Genomic DNA, 16,346 nt, shown 5'->3' on the forward strand with positions numbered 1-16,346 from the left:
AATACATTTTAATTTTACCCATATTATCAATCACTATTCTTTTTATAATAATCATTAGGATCCATAATGCCATTGGAGCCAGGCTTTTTTTCCACTGGACTATCATCGACCATAAGTCCTGCTTTTTTCTTTTTATCTTGTTCCTCTATCATTTTTGTTTCTTGTTTTCTAATCTCATCATGATAATTATTTTCCAAATCATCTCTACGCTGATTTACATCATTTTTTCCTTTTTCAATCTTATCTTTAATATTAGCAATATTCTCTTTATTTAACGCTTCTTTTGATTGCACAGTTTGAGCTGTGTCATGTTTTATGTCCGCATCCGTACTCATGGTTTTAATGCGGTTATCATTCGACTGATATTCCGAGATTAAATCACTGGATGATGGAATATGGCCTGTCGACATTGACGCGTCTTTGGCATCAATTTTCTCACGATTTTGAGCATAATCGCTTTCCAACTGCGGCAATAACCGTTCTTTAACGAACGATTGTGCCAAGGCGTCACGCTCTTTTGCAACCCGCATATCACTGGTGTTACCCAGAATTTCATCCGCGTCACTCGGGGCCTTTTGCCTCACGTAGCTAGCAAATTCTTGGTCTAAGTTACGGTCAATCTGCGCACTGTTGTTTTGTGCAAAGCTGGCCATATCGCTGTACTCTTGGCTTTCTGTAGTACTGCGGGAATACTGTTCATACTGATTCTTCGCAATATTTAATGTCGCACCAAATTGCTCCACCTCAGAATTTGCCTGATTATCGTGTCGATTCGTCCCTTCAGACAGTTTACTGTTGTTGATCATGTCCAACGCTTCATTAAAGTCACGCGTCGTTTGTGAACTGGCTTCGCTTCGAGCATCCTTATGTCTTGCGCCACGTTCTTGAACACTGCTTTGTGTACTGTCGGTATCTCGGGTATTACCATCAGTGTATGCTTGAGCGCCCCCAATGACAGGGAGAGAGAATCCGCCCTCGGCTTTTCCGCCTATTGTGCTGGACACATCCAAATTCTCACTAACCAGTTTCGAGAAAGCTTCTTCATTCGAGATATTGTCATTTTTCGCCCGCGTTTCCGTGGCATTAATGAGCTTTTTGAACCCTTCCGTTTGCGAACTACTGACACCTGAGTCCGTTGTCGTCGAATCCGTGGCGCTGTTGCCATACTGTTTGCTAAATTGGCTAGCCTGATTCCAAGCCGAGTTGACCGAACTTTGATAGGCGCTCATTGATGCTGCCGCCGTCGCTTTGGCATGACGCGCACTTTGCTGGAGTGAGCTCACCATCGCATCACTGCCCTTAATCGACACGGCCATGCGCGACATTGCTCCGCTGGTATCGACCACTTCTTGCCCGTTACTGGTTAACGTGCTGGTTGCCCCGCTCGATAACTGTCGCGTCATTTGACCGTCACGGAAGCTGGCATTGGTGTCCCATTTATTCCCAGACACATTACCGGTTTGCATATTATTGAATGACCAGTTGCCGTCCGCCGCTTGTGACGACGTCGCGGTCGCCGAGCTGTTAATTGCCGTCCCCAAGTAGTTCCCCGCTTGTGCAATTGCAGGGCCTAACCCTTTAACTATTGCCAGGGCAATAAACGGGATAGAAATGGACAACCAACCGGCAATGAGTCCAATGTCACTGTGCATTTGCTGAATACTGGCTTGGTTTGCCAAATTAAAATCCATACCGCCCGTTTTGCCCCGCAAATAAAAGCTGGTCGCGTAGTTCAATATGGCAAACATCGGTGGCCAAGATTGCAGGTAGATAATCGACATAATGTAATTAAACAACATTCGCCCTGTTAGCGTATGAATGACAGCCAATAAGATAAAAATAGGGAATAGCGCAATGACCAACGATAATAAAATGGTGTTGAGTATTGGCACAAACGCCACCGCGACCTGTGATGACGTCGCCCAACTGAGCCGCATTTTGTTGTACGATGATGTTGACGCCAAATTCACCAAACTGGCCGTATCCCCACTTTGCGCACTGTAGCCACTGATACCTTGTTTTAGCGCATTCATTACCACAGAAGAACGCATGAGTTGACTCGCAGTTTCACCGCCCTGGTAATAAAAGTTGTAGCTGTCTCCCAACATCGACGCATACAGCACATTCGCATCCGGTCGGCCACCAAAGATTTGTTTTACCGTATAATTCCAGGTTTTTCCGCCCGTGGTGGTGTCTAAATTCAGCTTCGGCATCAAGACACGCCGCGCCATATCCTCGCAGGTCCAAAAACCGCTTTGCGCTGCGCCATTGGCGCCCACTGCCGCACTGTTACCATTGGGTACAATAATGCCGCGAAGCGGGCTGGGCTTTTGAAAAATCAAGGTATAGGGGTCACGGCTGTTCATCAGCTCTTGGAAGGAATACTTATGATTAATTAAAATATCGCCTATCACGCAGTTTTTGGTGTAAAGCCCCATCAACTCAGCCAAATCGCCATCCACGGACAGAATATCGCTGACGTTCCCCACCAAATCCGCACCAAATAGCATTCCTGTTTTACTGTAGGTCAGGGCATCCGGCGTATGAAATACCGTTTCATACGCCTCCGTTAAACTGGTGCCGATGGACGTAATAAACCGTGCAGGTACAGCCAACCCCACAGGGACATTATCCACCAAATACACTCCGGTCGGATTGGCGCGGTCAATAATATGTACCGTGTGTTTTGGCACCAATAAAATACTCGACATCAACACCATCATCGCCACAAATTTGAGTAACTCTTTGGGGTCATGAGCTTTCATAAAGGAGACCAACACCGCAACACCGGATAAGGTCAACGCAATGCGGTACATAGAAGTCCAACTATCTGAACCGATGAGGGCAGCAACACCATTGAACACATTCATCATGTATTCACCGCCGCCCAAGACATACACTGTATCAATGGTGGCCATAGGAACTATCCTTTTTGCTCTGGGTTAACGATGTGGAAACGGTAGTTCTGCTGAAAACGCTCTTGCAACTGACTGGAGGTTTGCTGACGTAAAAAACTCATTTGTCGCTCCAGTTCAATCAACACATTGGCTTTGGTATTGACCATCTGCTGTAGGGCCTCCAGTTGGCGTGAGGCTTCTGACACGTTTTCACGCAAGATTTTTAACGGCTCTTCCGGGTAGTTACGGCTACCCATGGCGACTTTCGCTTGGTCGATGAGCTCCTGCAGATACTGCAGTAAAATGTCGTAAGCGATGTAGTCCGCGAGTGCAGGCAATAAACTGGCTTTAATATTGAGCTGCATTGGGTCAACGAGGTAACGTAAAATGGGGATAGAGGTACTTTGAATAAAGCCTTTTTCTTTGGCTGACAACGCTGTATCACTGCTTAACTTGCCTTGGATTTGTTCAACCATCGTTTTCGTCATCGCATTGAGTCCATTTTTAGCGTCAATGGTGATTTTTTTCGTGCGAATATCTAAACAATCGACGGTCGACACGCATCCCTCTAACGTAATGGTTCCCCCTTCCATCAACGCTTTAATAATGTCTTGGCGATTCACTTTCGGGATTAGGGCCTTCACATTGCCTTTCGCATCAAAAATCAACGTGCCGGTTAAGTTCATGACCAACTCTTTGAGTTCCGTGTCATTTTTCAAAAAATCATTTTTGGTTAAAATCTCCCACATGAGATTTTTGTTTTTCATGACCTGGTCTTTCATGTTCTCCGGCGCGCGGTTAAGCGCATCATTCATCTTACCGCCAACCGTACAACCTTGGCGCGAAGCGGCCCAGTCCGCAAACATGTTGGTTTCGCCCGCAATATCTTGACAAATTTTCTGTGATTGCACGGTATTGGTCGGCCATAGACCGCCAATAATGCCTTGTGCCGCCTGACACGATGAAATGTTGGTACTGTTAATATCGGACGCCATTTTTTGCAAAAAATCTTTCGCTGACTTCAACTCGGGTACAGTGGTTTGCAGCGCTAAGTCAAAGAAATAGCCCGCCCCGTTCGTCATTAACTGCTTCACAAATTGCTGGAGCTGTTCACTGTTGATATGGGAGAACGACCCTAAGTAAGCATCAATACCGCCACAACCGGCATTAATTGACGGCGGTGTAAATGACGCAATTTGTAACTGTTTCACTTGGCTACGCAGAAATAAGTTTCCGCCTGTGGCATACCCTGCAGCTTGCCCTTGCCATGCCTGCGCTGCAGTCGCATTCCCTTCAAAGCCTAACTTATTAAAGAAACTATTCATGTCACTGTTCACGCTGGCCATCGTCATTGGATTAACAAGCAGTGACACACAAAGTCCGACAACCATCTGATTACGCATCGCGAATACCTCCTGGTTGAACCCGACACCAACACGCCAAACAGGCAAAATGCATCGCCGCTTTCCGCAAAGGAAATCGGTTGAATAAATACGTCATTATGATGAAACCTCATTGAGCGCCATTACCCGCTAGGTGCTAGCGTATTGGCATTGAAATAGTAAAGTGAGATAAAACGTGAGATAACGAATAAAAAAGAATTAATTGATTGGTATAATCGTTCCAAACTCCGCAATGATCATTGTTTCGATAGCGGAAAAATCATCCATCCCTAATTAAGCTTGGGTAACGGTGACTCCATATCCTCCCGCAATAGTTTTTCAAGTCTCGCTGCGTATTCTGTTGTAGACATAAATGCAATATAGGGCTTCCAGTAGTCTACAGGGCAACCATGTCCTTGACAGGATACAAAGACAGAAGGCATTGATATTGATTTAAAAGATTTGTTCGTCATTGATACCGGATTAAAAATTAGCAATCCCCGCCACACTGCGAAATATGTAAAACGTTTAGCCCTGCTACAGCGGAGATTGAGCAAAAAGAAAAAAAGCTCAAGTAACCGCGCTAAAGTAAAACTAAAACTCGCAAAACTCCACGCAAAAATTGCTGATTGCCGAATGGATAACTTGCACAAATTGTCCTGCAACGTGAGTGTGAGGCTGAATATAATCGAAATCTTAACGCTGCCAGAAATATAAAAGCTGCTGGTCTAGCAGTGTTAGCCCTTGGAGAGTCAGTGGTTCCTAAATCGCTTAGCGCGGCTTAAATTGGACTCTGTGAATTGGGAATCCTCGTCCTTTAGGGCGGGGAGCAGTCAATAGATATCTTTTTTGTTGTACTGCCAATATGTAGACGAATTTATTGACAGGCTCATTAAACAAGGAGCCTGTCATACTATATTGAATTGTGGGTTAATTAATAAAGATTAAAAAGAAGAGAACAACGACGCTATTATGGTCGTCCTTAATGTTTCGATATGCCTTCGGAGCTATCTGATGGTTCTTCATACAAGATAATATCGGACGTATCAATTTTATTTTCTAATTGGCGTAAATCATAAGCACTTTGTAAACGTAACCAAAATTCAGGCGTACTACCTAATGCCGCAGCAATACGGATTGCCAATGCGGGAGTCAATGCCGTTTTACCTGATAAAAAACGGGAAACTGTTGCTGGCGTTACACCAATATTTAATGCAAAACGTCGACCACTGATCCCCATATCAGCCAAATCTCGTGCAATAATTTCACCTGGGTGAGATATTTTAAACTGTCTCATTAGTGATAATCCTCATAATTTAAGATGTAAGCATCACCATTGATGAATTGAAAAGTAATGCGCCAATTCGCTCGCACTGTGATTGACCAATAACCTTCTCTGTCACCTTTCAGTGGGTGCAATTTGTAAATTTGGCGGTCTAATTCACGAATATCGTTAGCGGTGTCTATTGCTTGTAAACGGTCGTTGATCCGTTCAGCATCTTGAGCTGGAACACCGGATGTGTTCCCCTTTTCAAAAAGTTGTTTCAACCCTTTATGTTTAAACGATTTAATCATTGAATTCACCACATTACACAATGTGTAATATATTACATTAGCATTACACGGCATGCAATACCCTTCAACTTTCCCTTATTCATTGTGTGGCTAACATTAAGTTACTGTTTACACGGTTTACTACATCCTGCATATCCGTGAGTCCTTGTAACAGTGGGTAGGTTTTTAACGTATTGACCTCCACTAAAAAAACCGACGGCGTCAACACCTGCAATCCGCCTCCAAAAAATGTTTGAACCACTTCTGGCGGGGCTGGTATCGCATTGGGAAAGGCCATATCCCCCTGTCCGTCTAAAGTATAAGGAAATACCTTAAATCCCATTTGAGCAGACAATAAGGCAAACTGCGGGTCAAACTGGTGGCAATAAGGACATTGTGATTGCATAAACAGTACTAAGGTATAATCATTCAAATTGACCACTTTGCCATTCGGGAGTTGGTAAGGTCGCGCCTCTGGCGTAATGGGAACAACAGGTTCAGGCGTTTCTGATATAACAGAGGGTTGCTCAATCACCTTACTACCTTTATGGGCTTCAAGTTCCTTAATCTCATCTAACACACTGGCATTGACGACAGCTGAGCACAATAAGCTGATTAATAGAAAGGCTTTTCTCATGAATGTTTTACCTCATCATCGGAAAAGTCAGAGGGCGCTTTAATTCGCTGCCAGGCTTTCACCACGGCATACACCATGCCTGCCAAACTGCACGCCGCCCCCAAGGCAAAAATGAACACCATGCCCGTTTCTTGTATCAATTGCAGGGTTTGTAATGTCGATTCACTGAATAGGGCTTGGCGCATCGCCACTAAATACTGCAGCAACCCGTAAAAAATGAGGGAGGCAAAAATTAATGTTATGCCGATATAAATTAAGCTGTTCTCAATAAGGCGTTCTTTAAACGTGGGTTGAGTCATTGTGTGTTCCTTAATAATTAGGGGTAAAGTCAGTGGCAATCTCTAAGAACCGGCGGGTCAACGCATCTTGTGTCATAAACCCATACGCCAACGGTTGATATTGCTCACTTTTCGGGTCAACCAAGAATAACGCCGGAAAATGGGTTATCCCCATTTTGGCAACCTGCCCCGTATCGGGTCGTGTTTGTGGTAAATATTGACTGCGAACGCCGTCAACCGACACCGGAATGAGCGTGATATCGTGCTGTTTTGCAAACTGATCAACCACGCTGGCGAGTTGATTGTCCAAAGGATCATTACCGCGATAGAACAGAAATAAACCGTATTGTGCAGACAGTTGGGTAATGGCCGCCCGCTCTTTTCCTTGTAACTGTGACAGCTGTAACGGCACGGTACTGTTGTAATGACTGTGCTCTAAGTTGTAATCCAGGGAAGGCGTGTGTAGCAGCGCTTTTTTCACTGAACGCTCAAACAACCCAGACTGGTCTAACCAAAAACGCTGTAGCGCCATGTATTTCGCGGCATTTTCCGCTGACGGCTGCATGATGGCTGTATCTAACGCCTCTTGGGTCAACGCTTGCATCACTTTTTTCTGCAAAGTCGGCGACAAACTGGCAACTGGGATTTGCTCGGGTGGCGGCTCCTCGTCCTCGTCTTCCGGTTGAGGCTCGTTATACCAGTGCCACCCGACAATCGGTTCATCCACATAGGTATGAGTCTGTGTGGATACTTCAGCCGCGACTATCGGAAATGACACCCATAATCCCAGCGTGAGATAACAGATTGTCCATTTCATCATTGACCTCCTTGCCCTTGAAGACTATTGGCTATCTGGTCTTTCACACGGTCAATCAATTCTTGGTCGGCCGGAATGGTTGAGCCGGATTCCAAGTCCGCATAAAAATCAGCAAAGTTCAGACGGTCAAAATTAATCGCTTGCAATTCATCGACGGTAATGCCCCGACAATCGCTGTTTTTGGCACTGCCGAAACCAATACGCAGCTGCCCCGCCCGCCCTTGCTCTTGCACAATTTTGGCCAGCTTACTATCAAACAAACAGTAGGCTTCTTTTTTCTGAAGACACACGCCCAATACGTTATTGGAACAATACGACCCGACATACACAGTGAGCTTTCTCTGCTTGGCTTTACCGAGCGCCTTTTCTTCGCTGTCACAATGTGCCAAACCGACATCGCTTCCCCACCCGCCACTTTTACAGCAGTTATTAAATCCTGCCGCCGCTTTGCGGCAAGTGGTCCGCTTTCCGGTAAAGGCTCTCACATTCACATCATTGAGTTCGGCCACATCTTCACCGGCGGCGGCCACCGCGGCTAACGCCGACACCGCTTTTTGAAAGCTGTTGGCCTTGTCGTTCTTAATTTGGTCACACTCACCACTGGCACAAACGAGTTCGACGCCGCACATTTTCCCCGTACCACTCAACCCTTTTTGACAGGAAAAGACCGCCTGTTCACGCAAACACGTTCCAGCGACTGATTCCGTACACACCGTTTTGACCACTGTACACGCCGGATTGTCCATATACTCCCCGCAACTGCCTCTGTCAGCCGCTTGCTTGGCGTAATAATCGGTGTATTGCCAACACTCACTGTACACATCGTACTGTTTACCGCCCACCGTGACCGTTTTTGTACCGCCTTTTTCAGTACATTGGCTCTCAATTTTGACTTCTTCAGACTTATCAAACGGGCAATGCTCTACCCATTCAATTTTTGGCGATGGAACTTTTGTCTTCACCAATACCGTCAAGGTCAATGTTAACGTTGCCGATCTACCTTGAAAACGGCCCACTATTGCATCGGTAATTTTACCCGCCCACGCACCGCTCCCCGAAAATTGCCCGCTCGACACCACCGTATTTTCCTGCAGCTCTATTCCGTGCGCATTCAGTGTTTTGATTTCACTTTTCCAGAACTTGATGGACGTCTTCATAAACTCCCCTATCCGGTTAAACAACGTCCCATCTTGAACCCAAATATTGAGTGTCCCTGTTTGGATAACCCCGCTTATCGGAGAACGAAATTCAAAGGTAAAATAGCTGTTTCGACTACCTCCACCTTTTCGAAACACAAATTGATGAGGCAAAATTGTCACGGTACGCGTCTCCCACCTTTCTACCTCTTCCCACGTAATTTTGGCCGTACGCGTACAAGCTAAACTGGCAGCGGGGACACGCTCGCATTGATGGGTGGTGATTTCCGTTTTATCCACCGTCACATCCTGACACGGCACGGTAATGTGACCACTTTCCGACTCGGCTTTATCGCGCATGTCTAACCCTGCTTTCAAAAAGGGTGCCTCCAAATCCAACTTGTCAGGCGGGCGATGTTTCATCACTTCCGTGGTGGTTTTACCGGCATCCGATCCCGTCATGGCTTTCATGCCCGCGTTTTCCAACCCCGACGCGGCTCCCGAGGTCACGCCCCCGTAATACCCACTCTCTGACGGGTTCGGGGTATAATTGGGGATAATCTCATTCGGTTTAGTGTTGCTGAGGGTGTTTGCCCCTTGATTTTTCAGCCCACTGGCAAATTGCGAGCCCGCGTTATAGTCATCCGCAGCGGGACTGAGGGCAGTCAATAATAAGCAACTGAGTACTATCAATCGTAGATTCATGGCGTCTCCTGGGCGTGAAGCCACTGTTGTGCCACTTGCTGGCAATCGCCCGATGACGCCATACGTTCAATCGCGGTGCGAAGGTGCACGTTGCCATACAGCACATCAAACCCTTGCTCACACCGAAGCACCAGTGCAGGCACTTGCGTAATGCCATACTGAGCAAAAACGTTAGGGTCAATCTGCACCCCGCCATCCCCGCTGTCTTTGGTCAATTCAAACACCGTACTGGCCGTTTTTCGAAAGTCATTATCGATTAAGCCATTAATGACACTGGGAATATTCAGTCGATTGGCTTCCGGTAACATCTGTTTGAGTGCCGCTTCAGGAATGGAAAACGAGACAAAATACACAAACGGACTGTCTTGTTGCGCTTTTACTTGTGCCTCGTTTTGAGCCTCTTGTTGCGACTGTTTTTGTTTCGCCAGAATGTCGTTGATCCAGGCTTGGTTCTTTGCCGATATCCCGTTAACTTGTGCCGCAGGCGGTGGCGTGGGTATCGATGGCGACGGTAAATCCAGTCGCTGAGGCTCACTCTGCGGTGCAACCACCGAAGACGGTTGCGCACGCAACGTCTCTAAAAACGCCTGATCATCCGGTGATACGCTAGCGCCTTCAAGCGCACTCACGCTTTGGTCTCGTAAAGATTCTAAGAACTGTTGGTCATCCGTTAAGGCATGACAAGTCGGCGCAAGCAGAACGCTTGCGAACAAAAATAAAAGGGATTTCATGATAAGAACCTCGCGTTAGAGGAAAACGCAGTTACGTTTACGCCAGATGAGATACCCAAAGTTTTGGCGACTGTTGGGCGATGCATAGCCAGCTTGCCAACGCATCACCGAGCGACCAAACGGGTGGCACTGCGCGGTATCAGGATGCATATTCACCATTTGATACCGATAGCGGTCTTTGGGAATAATCGGAGAAGGGTACGTGTAACACACTTCCTGATTTTTCCCGACACTGTTCATCACCAACCCTTGCCGATGCAGTTTGAACGCCATGCGTTCAGACAATAAAACGGAGGCGGCCTGTGGACTAAATTGATTCGAGGTATAGCCCGTAAACGGATACATACTGCCCTGAGAGCCGGCACACCAAAAAAGGGCATTGAGCGGCTTACTGCCAATGCTGGCAATCGCATCCGCCGCACACGCACCTTGCGCGATGGGATTTGCAAACACAAAAGCTTCAGGGGCAATGATGGAGGATAACGAGCTGTCATTCCACAAGGGGTCTAGCTCCGATAAATAGGCGATATCCATATCACCTCGCTCTAAGCAACCCACCGACGTGATGATATTCAACCAATATGTCAGCGGGTATTTGTACCAATGCACATGGTAGAATGCCCCTTGGGTTGCAGGCTCATCTTGTGTCCCTTTTCCACCTCCCGCTTTCCCCACATTGAGGTTAAAGCCCCCCAGATTCACCATGCAATACGGTGACCGTGTCACATCGGTCATGGCAAACGGCTCCCAATAGCCAATCGCCAATCCCACGCGATACAGTATGCCCATCGGGCAAATTTGAATCGGCATGGACGGATTTTCAGTGTCAGGGGCAATGCCTGGAAACACAGGCACTTTCCCTATGGTCATCGGAAAAAGACAATCCCAACAAATATCGGTGATCGGATTGACAAAATTCCCCTCACACAATGCATCTGCCTTCACGGGGGGAGACAGGAAAATACTCCCGAATAAACATAAACTGGTTAACCAAGCTTTCATTAACGCCCCTCCTGCATCGGTGCAGAGACAATTCTCAGCTTATCGCCTTCCTGTGTGACCACGGCAGGAATGTACCGGATACCAAGTTGCTGCGTTAAGCTGCCCGCTTGGTCAAAGTAAATGCGCGTATTGAGCTGTTGTGTCGCGGTTTTGATGTTGCCGTTCGTCAGAATGACTTTGTAGCGCAGCGTCGGTGGGGTTTGTGCCTTCATCCAGGCCACTTGGCGTGGATCATCGGCATCGAGAAAATAAAGCGTTTGCCCCAGTCCGACATGACTTAGCGGATTAATCCGGTCACCCTGACGGGCAAATACGGTTCCTTGGTGATCGGCATAATCCCCTTGCACCGTAAAAGTGGGGTCATACCACAGGGTATGTGGCTGTGTGTCTGTCAATAATCCCTCAACCGGGGGCGGTCGCAAGGTGTTTTCAATCACCCGTTCCTTAAAATCGTGTTGCATTTGAGCCATTTCCCCTGTCGCTTCCAACTGCTTGAGGCGACCTTGAATAAACGACAACATACTTTGTTCTTGCACGGGATACACATCACCCCATACGCCTAAATCCTTTGCCCCCCCAATGCAAGGAACGCACAGCAAGAGCGCAAGAGAGAATTGCCGTAATCGCTTCATGCCCCCCCCTATTGCGCCATTTTGCTGGCTATCGCCGCCTGAATATCGACGGTAATATCGTCCGCGCCCATCACCACGGCGGGCGTCACTAAAATCAGGGCGCGGTGCTGCACTTGGTATTCAGACAGGCTTTCACTTAACGCCACCTGAAATCGCTGTGTCGCTTGCGCGATTTGTTGTTCACTCAGCGGGTTTTCGGCATTAAATTGCTGGGCCATTTGCTGCTGATATTGGTTGACGGTATCGGTCATATCGAACGTGACCGTGACGGGGGATAAGGTACGCATCACGAACACCGACACCGCGACACTGAGCCCCAGTCCAATTAACATAAAAAAGCACACCGCTTTTAGGCATTCGCGTTGACGACGCTTGCGGCGAGGTGAAATTGCCGTGGCGGGCTTTTCGATTAATGCCGTGTTTGAATTTGCCATTGAGATAACCTCTCCATTTCTTGCGGGAATTTATGATTAGCTAATGCCAATAAGGATGCTTGTTGACTCAAGCCTTCAGCGGCTTTTTCTTCACGGAATTCAAAGTCTTTACCGTCGGTGGAGAACAAGGCACGACTAATCGGGTCGGTAATGAGCCGGTGATACGACGAACGTCCCGAAATTCGCAACATAAAGGCACTGAAATGCGCATCTTTGGCGGACGGGAAACCTTCGATTACCGCACGCTCCACGGGGCTGAACTGGTCAGGGTTTTTCTGGTTGTATTTTCGAAAGGCTTCCATGTTTTGCCGCAAGATAATTTTGAACGATGAGTTACTCCACGCCGCCTTAGCAGCAGCACTGGCCATGTCCCCATCAAAGTCTTCAATCCCTTGCGAGATGGTAATGTACGCGCCGTAGTATTTACGGGCGGTACGATAACCGCCTTCAATAAAGTCACCGACAAAGCTGCTTTTGTTATCCAGCAATTTCCAGCCTTCATCGATAATGGCGACTTTTTTCACGTTACGCGGAGAAAGGTACATACGCTGTTCAATGAAGATCATCATCGAGAACATGACTGCGGCAAGCAGGTCAGGCTTGTTTTGTAAGCCGCCCATTTCCAGTACCGTAAAACGTACCTGCTCATTCAGTGCGGGTTTATCACTGTTGAAATACTCACCGTAAATCCCTTGGGTGGTGTATTTCTGCAAGGAGACCACAATTTCTTGCATTTTATTGCGCACCGTACTTTGTGGATCAAAGTAAGCGCCATCGATTTGGGCCTTAAGATACGCTTGAACATCATCAATCAGCACCTCATTGCCTTTGTGACCACTCGGCGCTTTACCTTCCCACACCTCTTGCACCGCATTCAGTAAGATGGATTTAGAGGTGTCATCCATATCCCCTGACGGGTTGGTGAGCACTAATAACAAGTCACGGATACTTTCGGCCGCTTCCTTAATATTGACCACGCCAGCAAACGGGTTGAATTTCAGATCTCGAGCATCAACATAGACCCCACCTAAACTGCGGCATAACTCTTTGTACGAATCCCCCATGTCCAGCACATACGCCCAACCCCCACTGTCCAACACTTGGCGGATCATCGCTTGAATTAAAAACGATTTACCGCCTCCCGACGTTCCGCACACCGCCATGTTGTAGTTGTCATTACCGAGACCCGACGTTTGATCAAAGATATCCAAGTAGGACAACTGATGGCGGTACGACGGTATGGGTAAACCACTTTGACAAATTCGGTTATCGGCCACCACGGGCATTAAATTGGCCACATTAAAAGTCTTCGCCCGCAAGGTGCCACCGGAGCGCACCATGTCCCCCCATAACCCCTCTTGCATCACAAAGGGGAACATGGCGAGGTAATTACGCAGTTGCATGAACGTCGGGGGACACAAGGTTAACTTATTGGTAGTGTAGGTGTTCATTAACGCCATTTCGGCTTTCAGCGCTTTGTCATCATCATCCTCACAAAATAAGGTGATACCGTAACTGAAACGCGCTAAGGCAATTTGATTGGCGTCCAATCCTTCACGTAACTCCCCCCACTCTTTGGCTTTTTTCTTCACCCCTGGCACCCAGTTCACGTACTTGGAGTTGGCCCGCCCGTTATTGGCGACAAATTTACTCTTTGCCTCATTCTGGGTTTTGACCAAATCTTCCACATACACCGTCATGCTGATGGCAAAGGGACATGCAACGGTGGATGCGGGGTCAAGCAAATTGCTAAGATTATCCCCCGCTTGCCACAAGGCAAACTGGGTCGGGTTTTTCTCCAGCATGTAGTTTAAAATGCGCGTTTTACTCTTTTGCCCTCGCGCGGTCGATAGTGTCTGATGAATGGCATCGGGTCGAATTTCCAACGTCAGAGAGCGGTCTGCACATTGCTCATTCAAGGATTCGTAAGGGTCAACCTCGGCACTCGGCAAGGCAATCTGGTCATGCTTAAAGTTACTGAGTTCACGAACCACTTGCAGTAACTGTTTTTCATTCAACTGATTGGCATACAGTTCCGCCGCCGCCAGTGATTGCTGTACCACACTCAGGGTTTGATTGACCTTTTGCAAGGTAATGGCGTCGGCTTTTTTGTGCTCTTCCGCGTAGATAATAAACAAACGATAATTACGCAACGATAACGGCAAATCGAGTTTATTATTAAAGCCTTGCAATGCACCGCGTTCATAGAAAGCGCGAGTGATATGGTTAAATTGAGAGGCCATCTCCCCCTGCCACCCAAAGTCCTTCAGCCCGTAATCGAGAAGATTGCTCACACATTTACTGCCCAGCAATAACACCGTGAGCGGGATTTTGCGCGGTAGCTTGTTACGTAAAAAGTAATCCAACGCGTCCACTATTTTATCGTTGGCCCCAATCAGCGGCGTGCACTCCAAGGCAAAGCCAATGGTGGATTTATTGATAAATAACCCCGATTTTTCATCGTAATGACGATACGGCAACATGCTACAAAACGACGGGTAATCCATGTCCTCAAGAGCTTCTTCCGCGCGTTTGTTACCATCAGTATCACGCCAACTGGTAAAGAGGTTCTTTAATAGCGCTTCTTGCAGGCTCAACGGTTGCGGTTCGTCATCAAAGGCAATCTCTTTTTTATTAGGTAAGAACGGGGCGACTAACTTATCCAGTAAACTGCGTTTTTCGTTCATGGTTACTGCGCCCTCCACTCACCGTCTTTGACGACAAAGGACACCACGGCAGGTTGATATAAATTATCGTGCTCATCAACCCACGGAGCGACCCATAAACGGGCCGTTGATGTCGGTAATCGTTGAGGTGGCGCCATGCCAATATCCCCCCAAGCCCCCCACGGTGTTGAGGTGTCAGTGATAATAGGCATGGAAGGGGCAACTTTTTTCACTGGCGGCTGAGAATGCGCAAAGGCACCCGAGGATGAGACCGACGCCTGAGCAACGGGACTTTTGGTCTCAACCGGTTTCACCTGACGTGCCAGTGCGGTGATCGTCATCGGCACAATGGGGGTTGCCAACGGCGCTAACCGCGGCAATTCTGCTCGCTTTTGCGTTGTTCCTCCTAACGTCTGCGATTTTCCAAGGGGGGACGTTTGCGCTGAGGCGCGTTGATTAGCCTCTTCCATGGTCATACAGCTGTCTTGTGCAGTGGCATTACAATCAAAGGAATCTTTCATGCCCGCGGTACAACCGGCGAGCAGGGTTAATGCGCCTAGAACTAGGAGTTTTTTCATAAAATGAACCTTATTGAATACAGAGTTTGAAAAAAGAATGACTGCGAGGAAATTTGACTACGGCTGAGGCATAATCCCCAATTGCTGCATTAATCTTTTGTATCGTGCATAGGTTTCAGGATCATGATGTTGCATTAATTCGATATGAGCCAAGTAACAAATGATACGATGAGGTAGTAATGGTGTTGAAATAATTATTTAATCGTCTCGAAATTACGGTTATCGACAATTTTAGGGACTTCCCGGTTGAGAATGTTAAGCAGTAATACCGAACGCGCTTCCCCATTCGGTTCACTGTAAATGGCTCGTACACCTTGATAAACACCATCATAGATGACTACTTCATCCCCTTTTTGCGGGAGTTGCTCACTCACCTCTTTCATGAAGTTCGGCACCATCAGTGACGCAATAATTTCATCGGGAACCAATACCGGTAATTTGCCAAAGCGCACAAAGTAATTTACCCCCCGCGTTGAGTTAATGGTTGAGAAGTGAATAAATTCATAATCGAACTTCACAAATAAATAGTTTGGAAATAAGGGTTCCATCACTTTCCGTTTGCGGTTTCTCACCATTTTCTCCGCCTCATAACGCGGAGAAAAACAGTTCACACCTTGACGTTCAAGGTGTTCAATCGCCCGTAAATCTTGCCCTGTTTTGCAATACAACAAATACCATTTTGCCATGATGTTAATGCCCCTGGTGTTCTGCATTCAAAACTTGCACAACCCAAATACTCAAGGTGCTGTAAACGGGTAAAAAGAGCACCGTATCCCAACTGACGTTGACACAAACAAACAGCAATGCAGGTAGAATGGTCAATAACGTTATCGACAACACCGGCATAGACAGATTGAGTTTTAAGAATTGGATTGGCTTTTTCATCAATACGACCTG

Annotated in this window: 16 protein-coding genes and 1 pseudogene; 1 reads left to right on the forward strand and 16 read right to left on the reverse strand. The window is 47.1% G+C overall.

From position 1 onward, the window contains the following. Positions 1–26 precede the first annotated feature (26 nt). Positions 27–2,918: a conjugal transfer mating-pair stabilization protein TraG gene (gene traG, locus M5X66_RS18300; RefSeq protein WP_270104042.1), complete on the reverse strand. Its 2,892-nt coding sequence runs from the start codon at positions 2,916–2,918 to the stop codon at positions 27–29. Between the two features lie 5 nt (positions 2,919–2,923). Then, on the reverse strand, positions 2,924–4,300 hold the full coding sequence (gene traH / locus M5X66_RS18305) for a conjugal transfer pilus assembly protein TraH (RefSeq protein WP_036954325.1): 1,377 nt from the start codon (positions 4,298–4,300) through the stop codon (positions 2,924–2,926). 411 nt (positions 4,301–4,711) lie between these two features. On the opposite strand from traH, the pseudogene M5X66_RS18310 reads away from it, so the two are divergent. Then, positions 4,712–5,064: pseudogene (locus tag M5X66_RS18310) on the forward strand (transposase); the annotation flags it as partial. Between the two features lie 197 nt (positions 5,065–5,261). On the opposite strand, the gene M5X66_RS18315 reads toward M5X66_RS18310, so the two are convergent. The 14 genes from M5X66_RS18315 to M5X66_RS18380 all read right to left on the reverse strand — a co-directional run bounded on the left by M5X66_RS18315 (position 5,262) and on the right by M5X66_RS18380 (position 16,334). Further along, positions 5,262–5,576 carry a HigA family addiction module antitoxin gene (locus M5X66_RS18315; RefSeq protein ID WP_036954329.1) on the reverse strand — a complete coding sequence of 105 codons (315 nt, stop codon included), beginning with the start codon at positions 5,574–5,576 and terminating at the stop codon, positions 5,262–5,264. Continuing rightward, positions 5,576–5,854 (reverse strand): type II toxin-antitoxin system RelE/ParE family toxin, encoded by a 279-nt coding sequence (locus M5X66_RS18320; RefSeq protein WP_036954335.1) that lies wholly within the window; start codon positions 5,852–5,854, stop codon positions 5,576–5,578. Before M5X66_RS18320 ends, M5X66_RS18315 begins: the two co-directional genes overlap by 1 nt. 79 nt (positions 5,855–5,933) lie before the next feature. After that, the gene (gene trbB / locus M5X66_RS18325; protein WP_036954339.1) at positions 5,934–6,470 is read right to left on the reverse strand and encodes a type-F conjugative transfer system pilin assembly thiol-disulfide isomerase TrbB; all 537 of its coding nucleotides are present in this window, start codon (positions 6,468–6,470) and stop codon (positions 5,934–5,936) included. After that, a complete protein-coding gene (locus M5X66_RS18330) occupies positions 6,467–6,769 on the reverse strand; it encodes a hypothetical protein (protein WP_036954342.1) in 303 nt (100 codons plus the stop codon). Before M5X66_RS18330 ends, trbB begins: the two co-directional genes overlap by 4 nt. A 10-nt stretch (positions 6,770–6,779) precedes the next feature. Then, positions 6,780–7,565 carry a type-F conjugative transfer system pilin assembly protein TraF gene (traF, locus tag M5X66_RS18335; protein ID WP_036954346.1) on the reverse strand — a complete coding sequence of 262 codons (786 nt, stop codon included), beginning with the start codon at positions 7,563–7,565 and terminating at the stop codon, positions 6,780–6,782. Further along, positions 7,565–9,406 (reverse strand): conjugal transfer protein TraN, encoded by a 1,842-nt coding sequence (locus M5X66_RS18340; RefSeq protein ID WP_036954350.1) that lies wholly within the window; start codon positions 9,404–9,406, stop codon positions 7,565–7,567. The genes traF and M5X66_RS18340 overlap by 1 nt, the downstream gene beginning before the upstream one ends. Beyond that, a complete protein-coding gene (trbC, locus tag M5X66_RS18345) occupies positions 9,403–10,137 on the reverse strand; it encodes a type-F conjugative transfer system pilin assembly protein TrbC (protein ID WP_051422746.1) in 735 nt (244 codons plus the stop codon). Before trbC ends, M5X66_RS18340 begins: the two co-directional genes overlap by 4 nt. Before the next feature lie 15 nt (positions 10,138–10,152). Then, entirely contained in the window at positions 10,153–11,139 is a 987-nt protein-coding gene (gene traU, locus M5X66_RS18350; protein WP_154599523.1) for a conjugal transfer pilus assembly protein TraU, read from the reverse strand. Then, the gene (traW, locus tag M5X66_RS18355; protein ID WP_036954356.1) at positions 11,139–11,771 is read right to left on the reverse strand and encodes a type-F conjugative transfer system protein TraW; all 633 of its coding nucleotides are present in this window, start codon (positions 11,769–11,771) and stop codon (positions 11,139–11,141) included. The genes traU and traW overlap by 1 nt, the downstream gene beginning before the upstream one ends. Positions 11,772–11,779: 8 nt before the next feature. Next, positions 11,780–12,205 (reverse strand): type-F conjugative transfer system protein TrbI, encoded by a 426-nt coding sequence (gene trbI / locus M5X66_RS18360; RefSeq protein WP_051422748.1) that lies wholly within the window; start codon positions 12,203–12,205, stop codon positions 11,780–11,782. Next, entirely contained in the window at positions 12,181–14,892 is a 2,712-nt protein-coding gene (gene traC, locus M5X66_RS18365; protein ID WP_270104043.1) for a type IV secretion system protein TraC, read from the reverse strand. The genes trbI and traC overlap by 25 nt, the downstream gene beginning before the upstream one ends. Before the next feature lie 2 nt (positions 14,893–14,894). Further along, entirely contained in the window at positions 14,895–15,449 is a 555-nt protein-coding gene (traV, locus tag M5X66_RS18370) for a type IV conjugative transfer system lipoprotein TraV (RefSeq protein WP_270104044.1), read from the reverse strand. Between the two features lie 194 nt (positions 15,450–15,643). Continuing rightward, the gene (rfaH, locus tag M5X66_RS18375; RefSeq protein WP_154599168.1) at positions 15,644–16,135 is read right to left on the reverse strand and encodes a transcription/translation regulatory transformer protein RfaH; all 492 of its coding nucleotides are present in this window, start codon (positions 16,133–16,135) and stop codon (positions 15,644–15,646) included. Positions 16,136–16,139: 4 nt separating this feature from the next. Then, positions 16,140–16,334, reverse strand: a complete 195-nt coding sequence (locus M5X66_RS18380) for a hypothetical protein (RefSeq protein WP_154599167.1) — start codon at positions 16,332–16,334, stop codon at positions 16,140–16,142. Positions 16,335–16,346: the final 12 nt, after the last annotated feature.

Source organism: Providencia sp. PROV188 (assembly GCF_027595165.1).
Classification (GTDB): domain Bacteria; phylum Pseudomonadota; class Gammaproteobacteria; order Enterobacterales; family Enterobacteriaceae; genus Providencia; species Providencia lanzhouensis.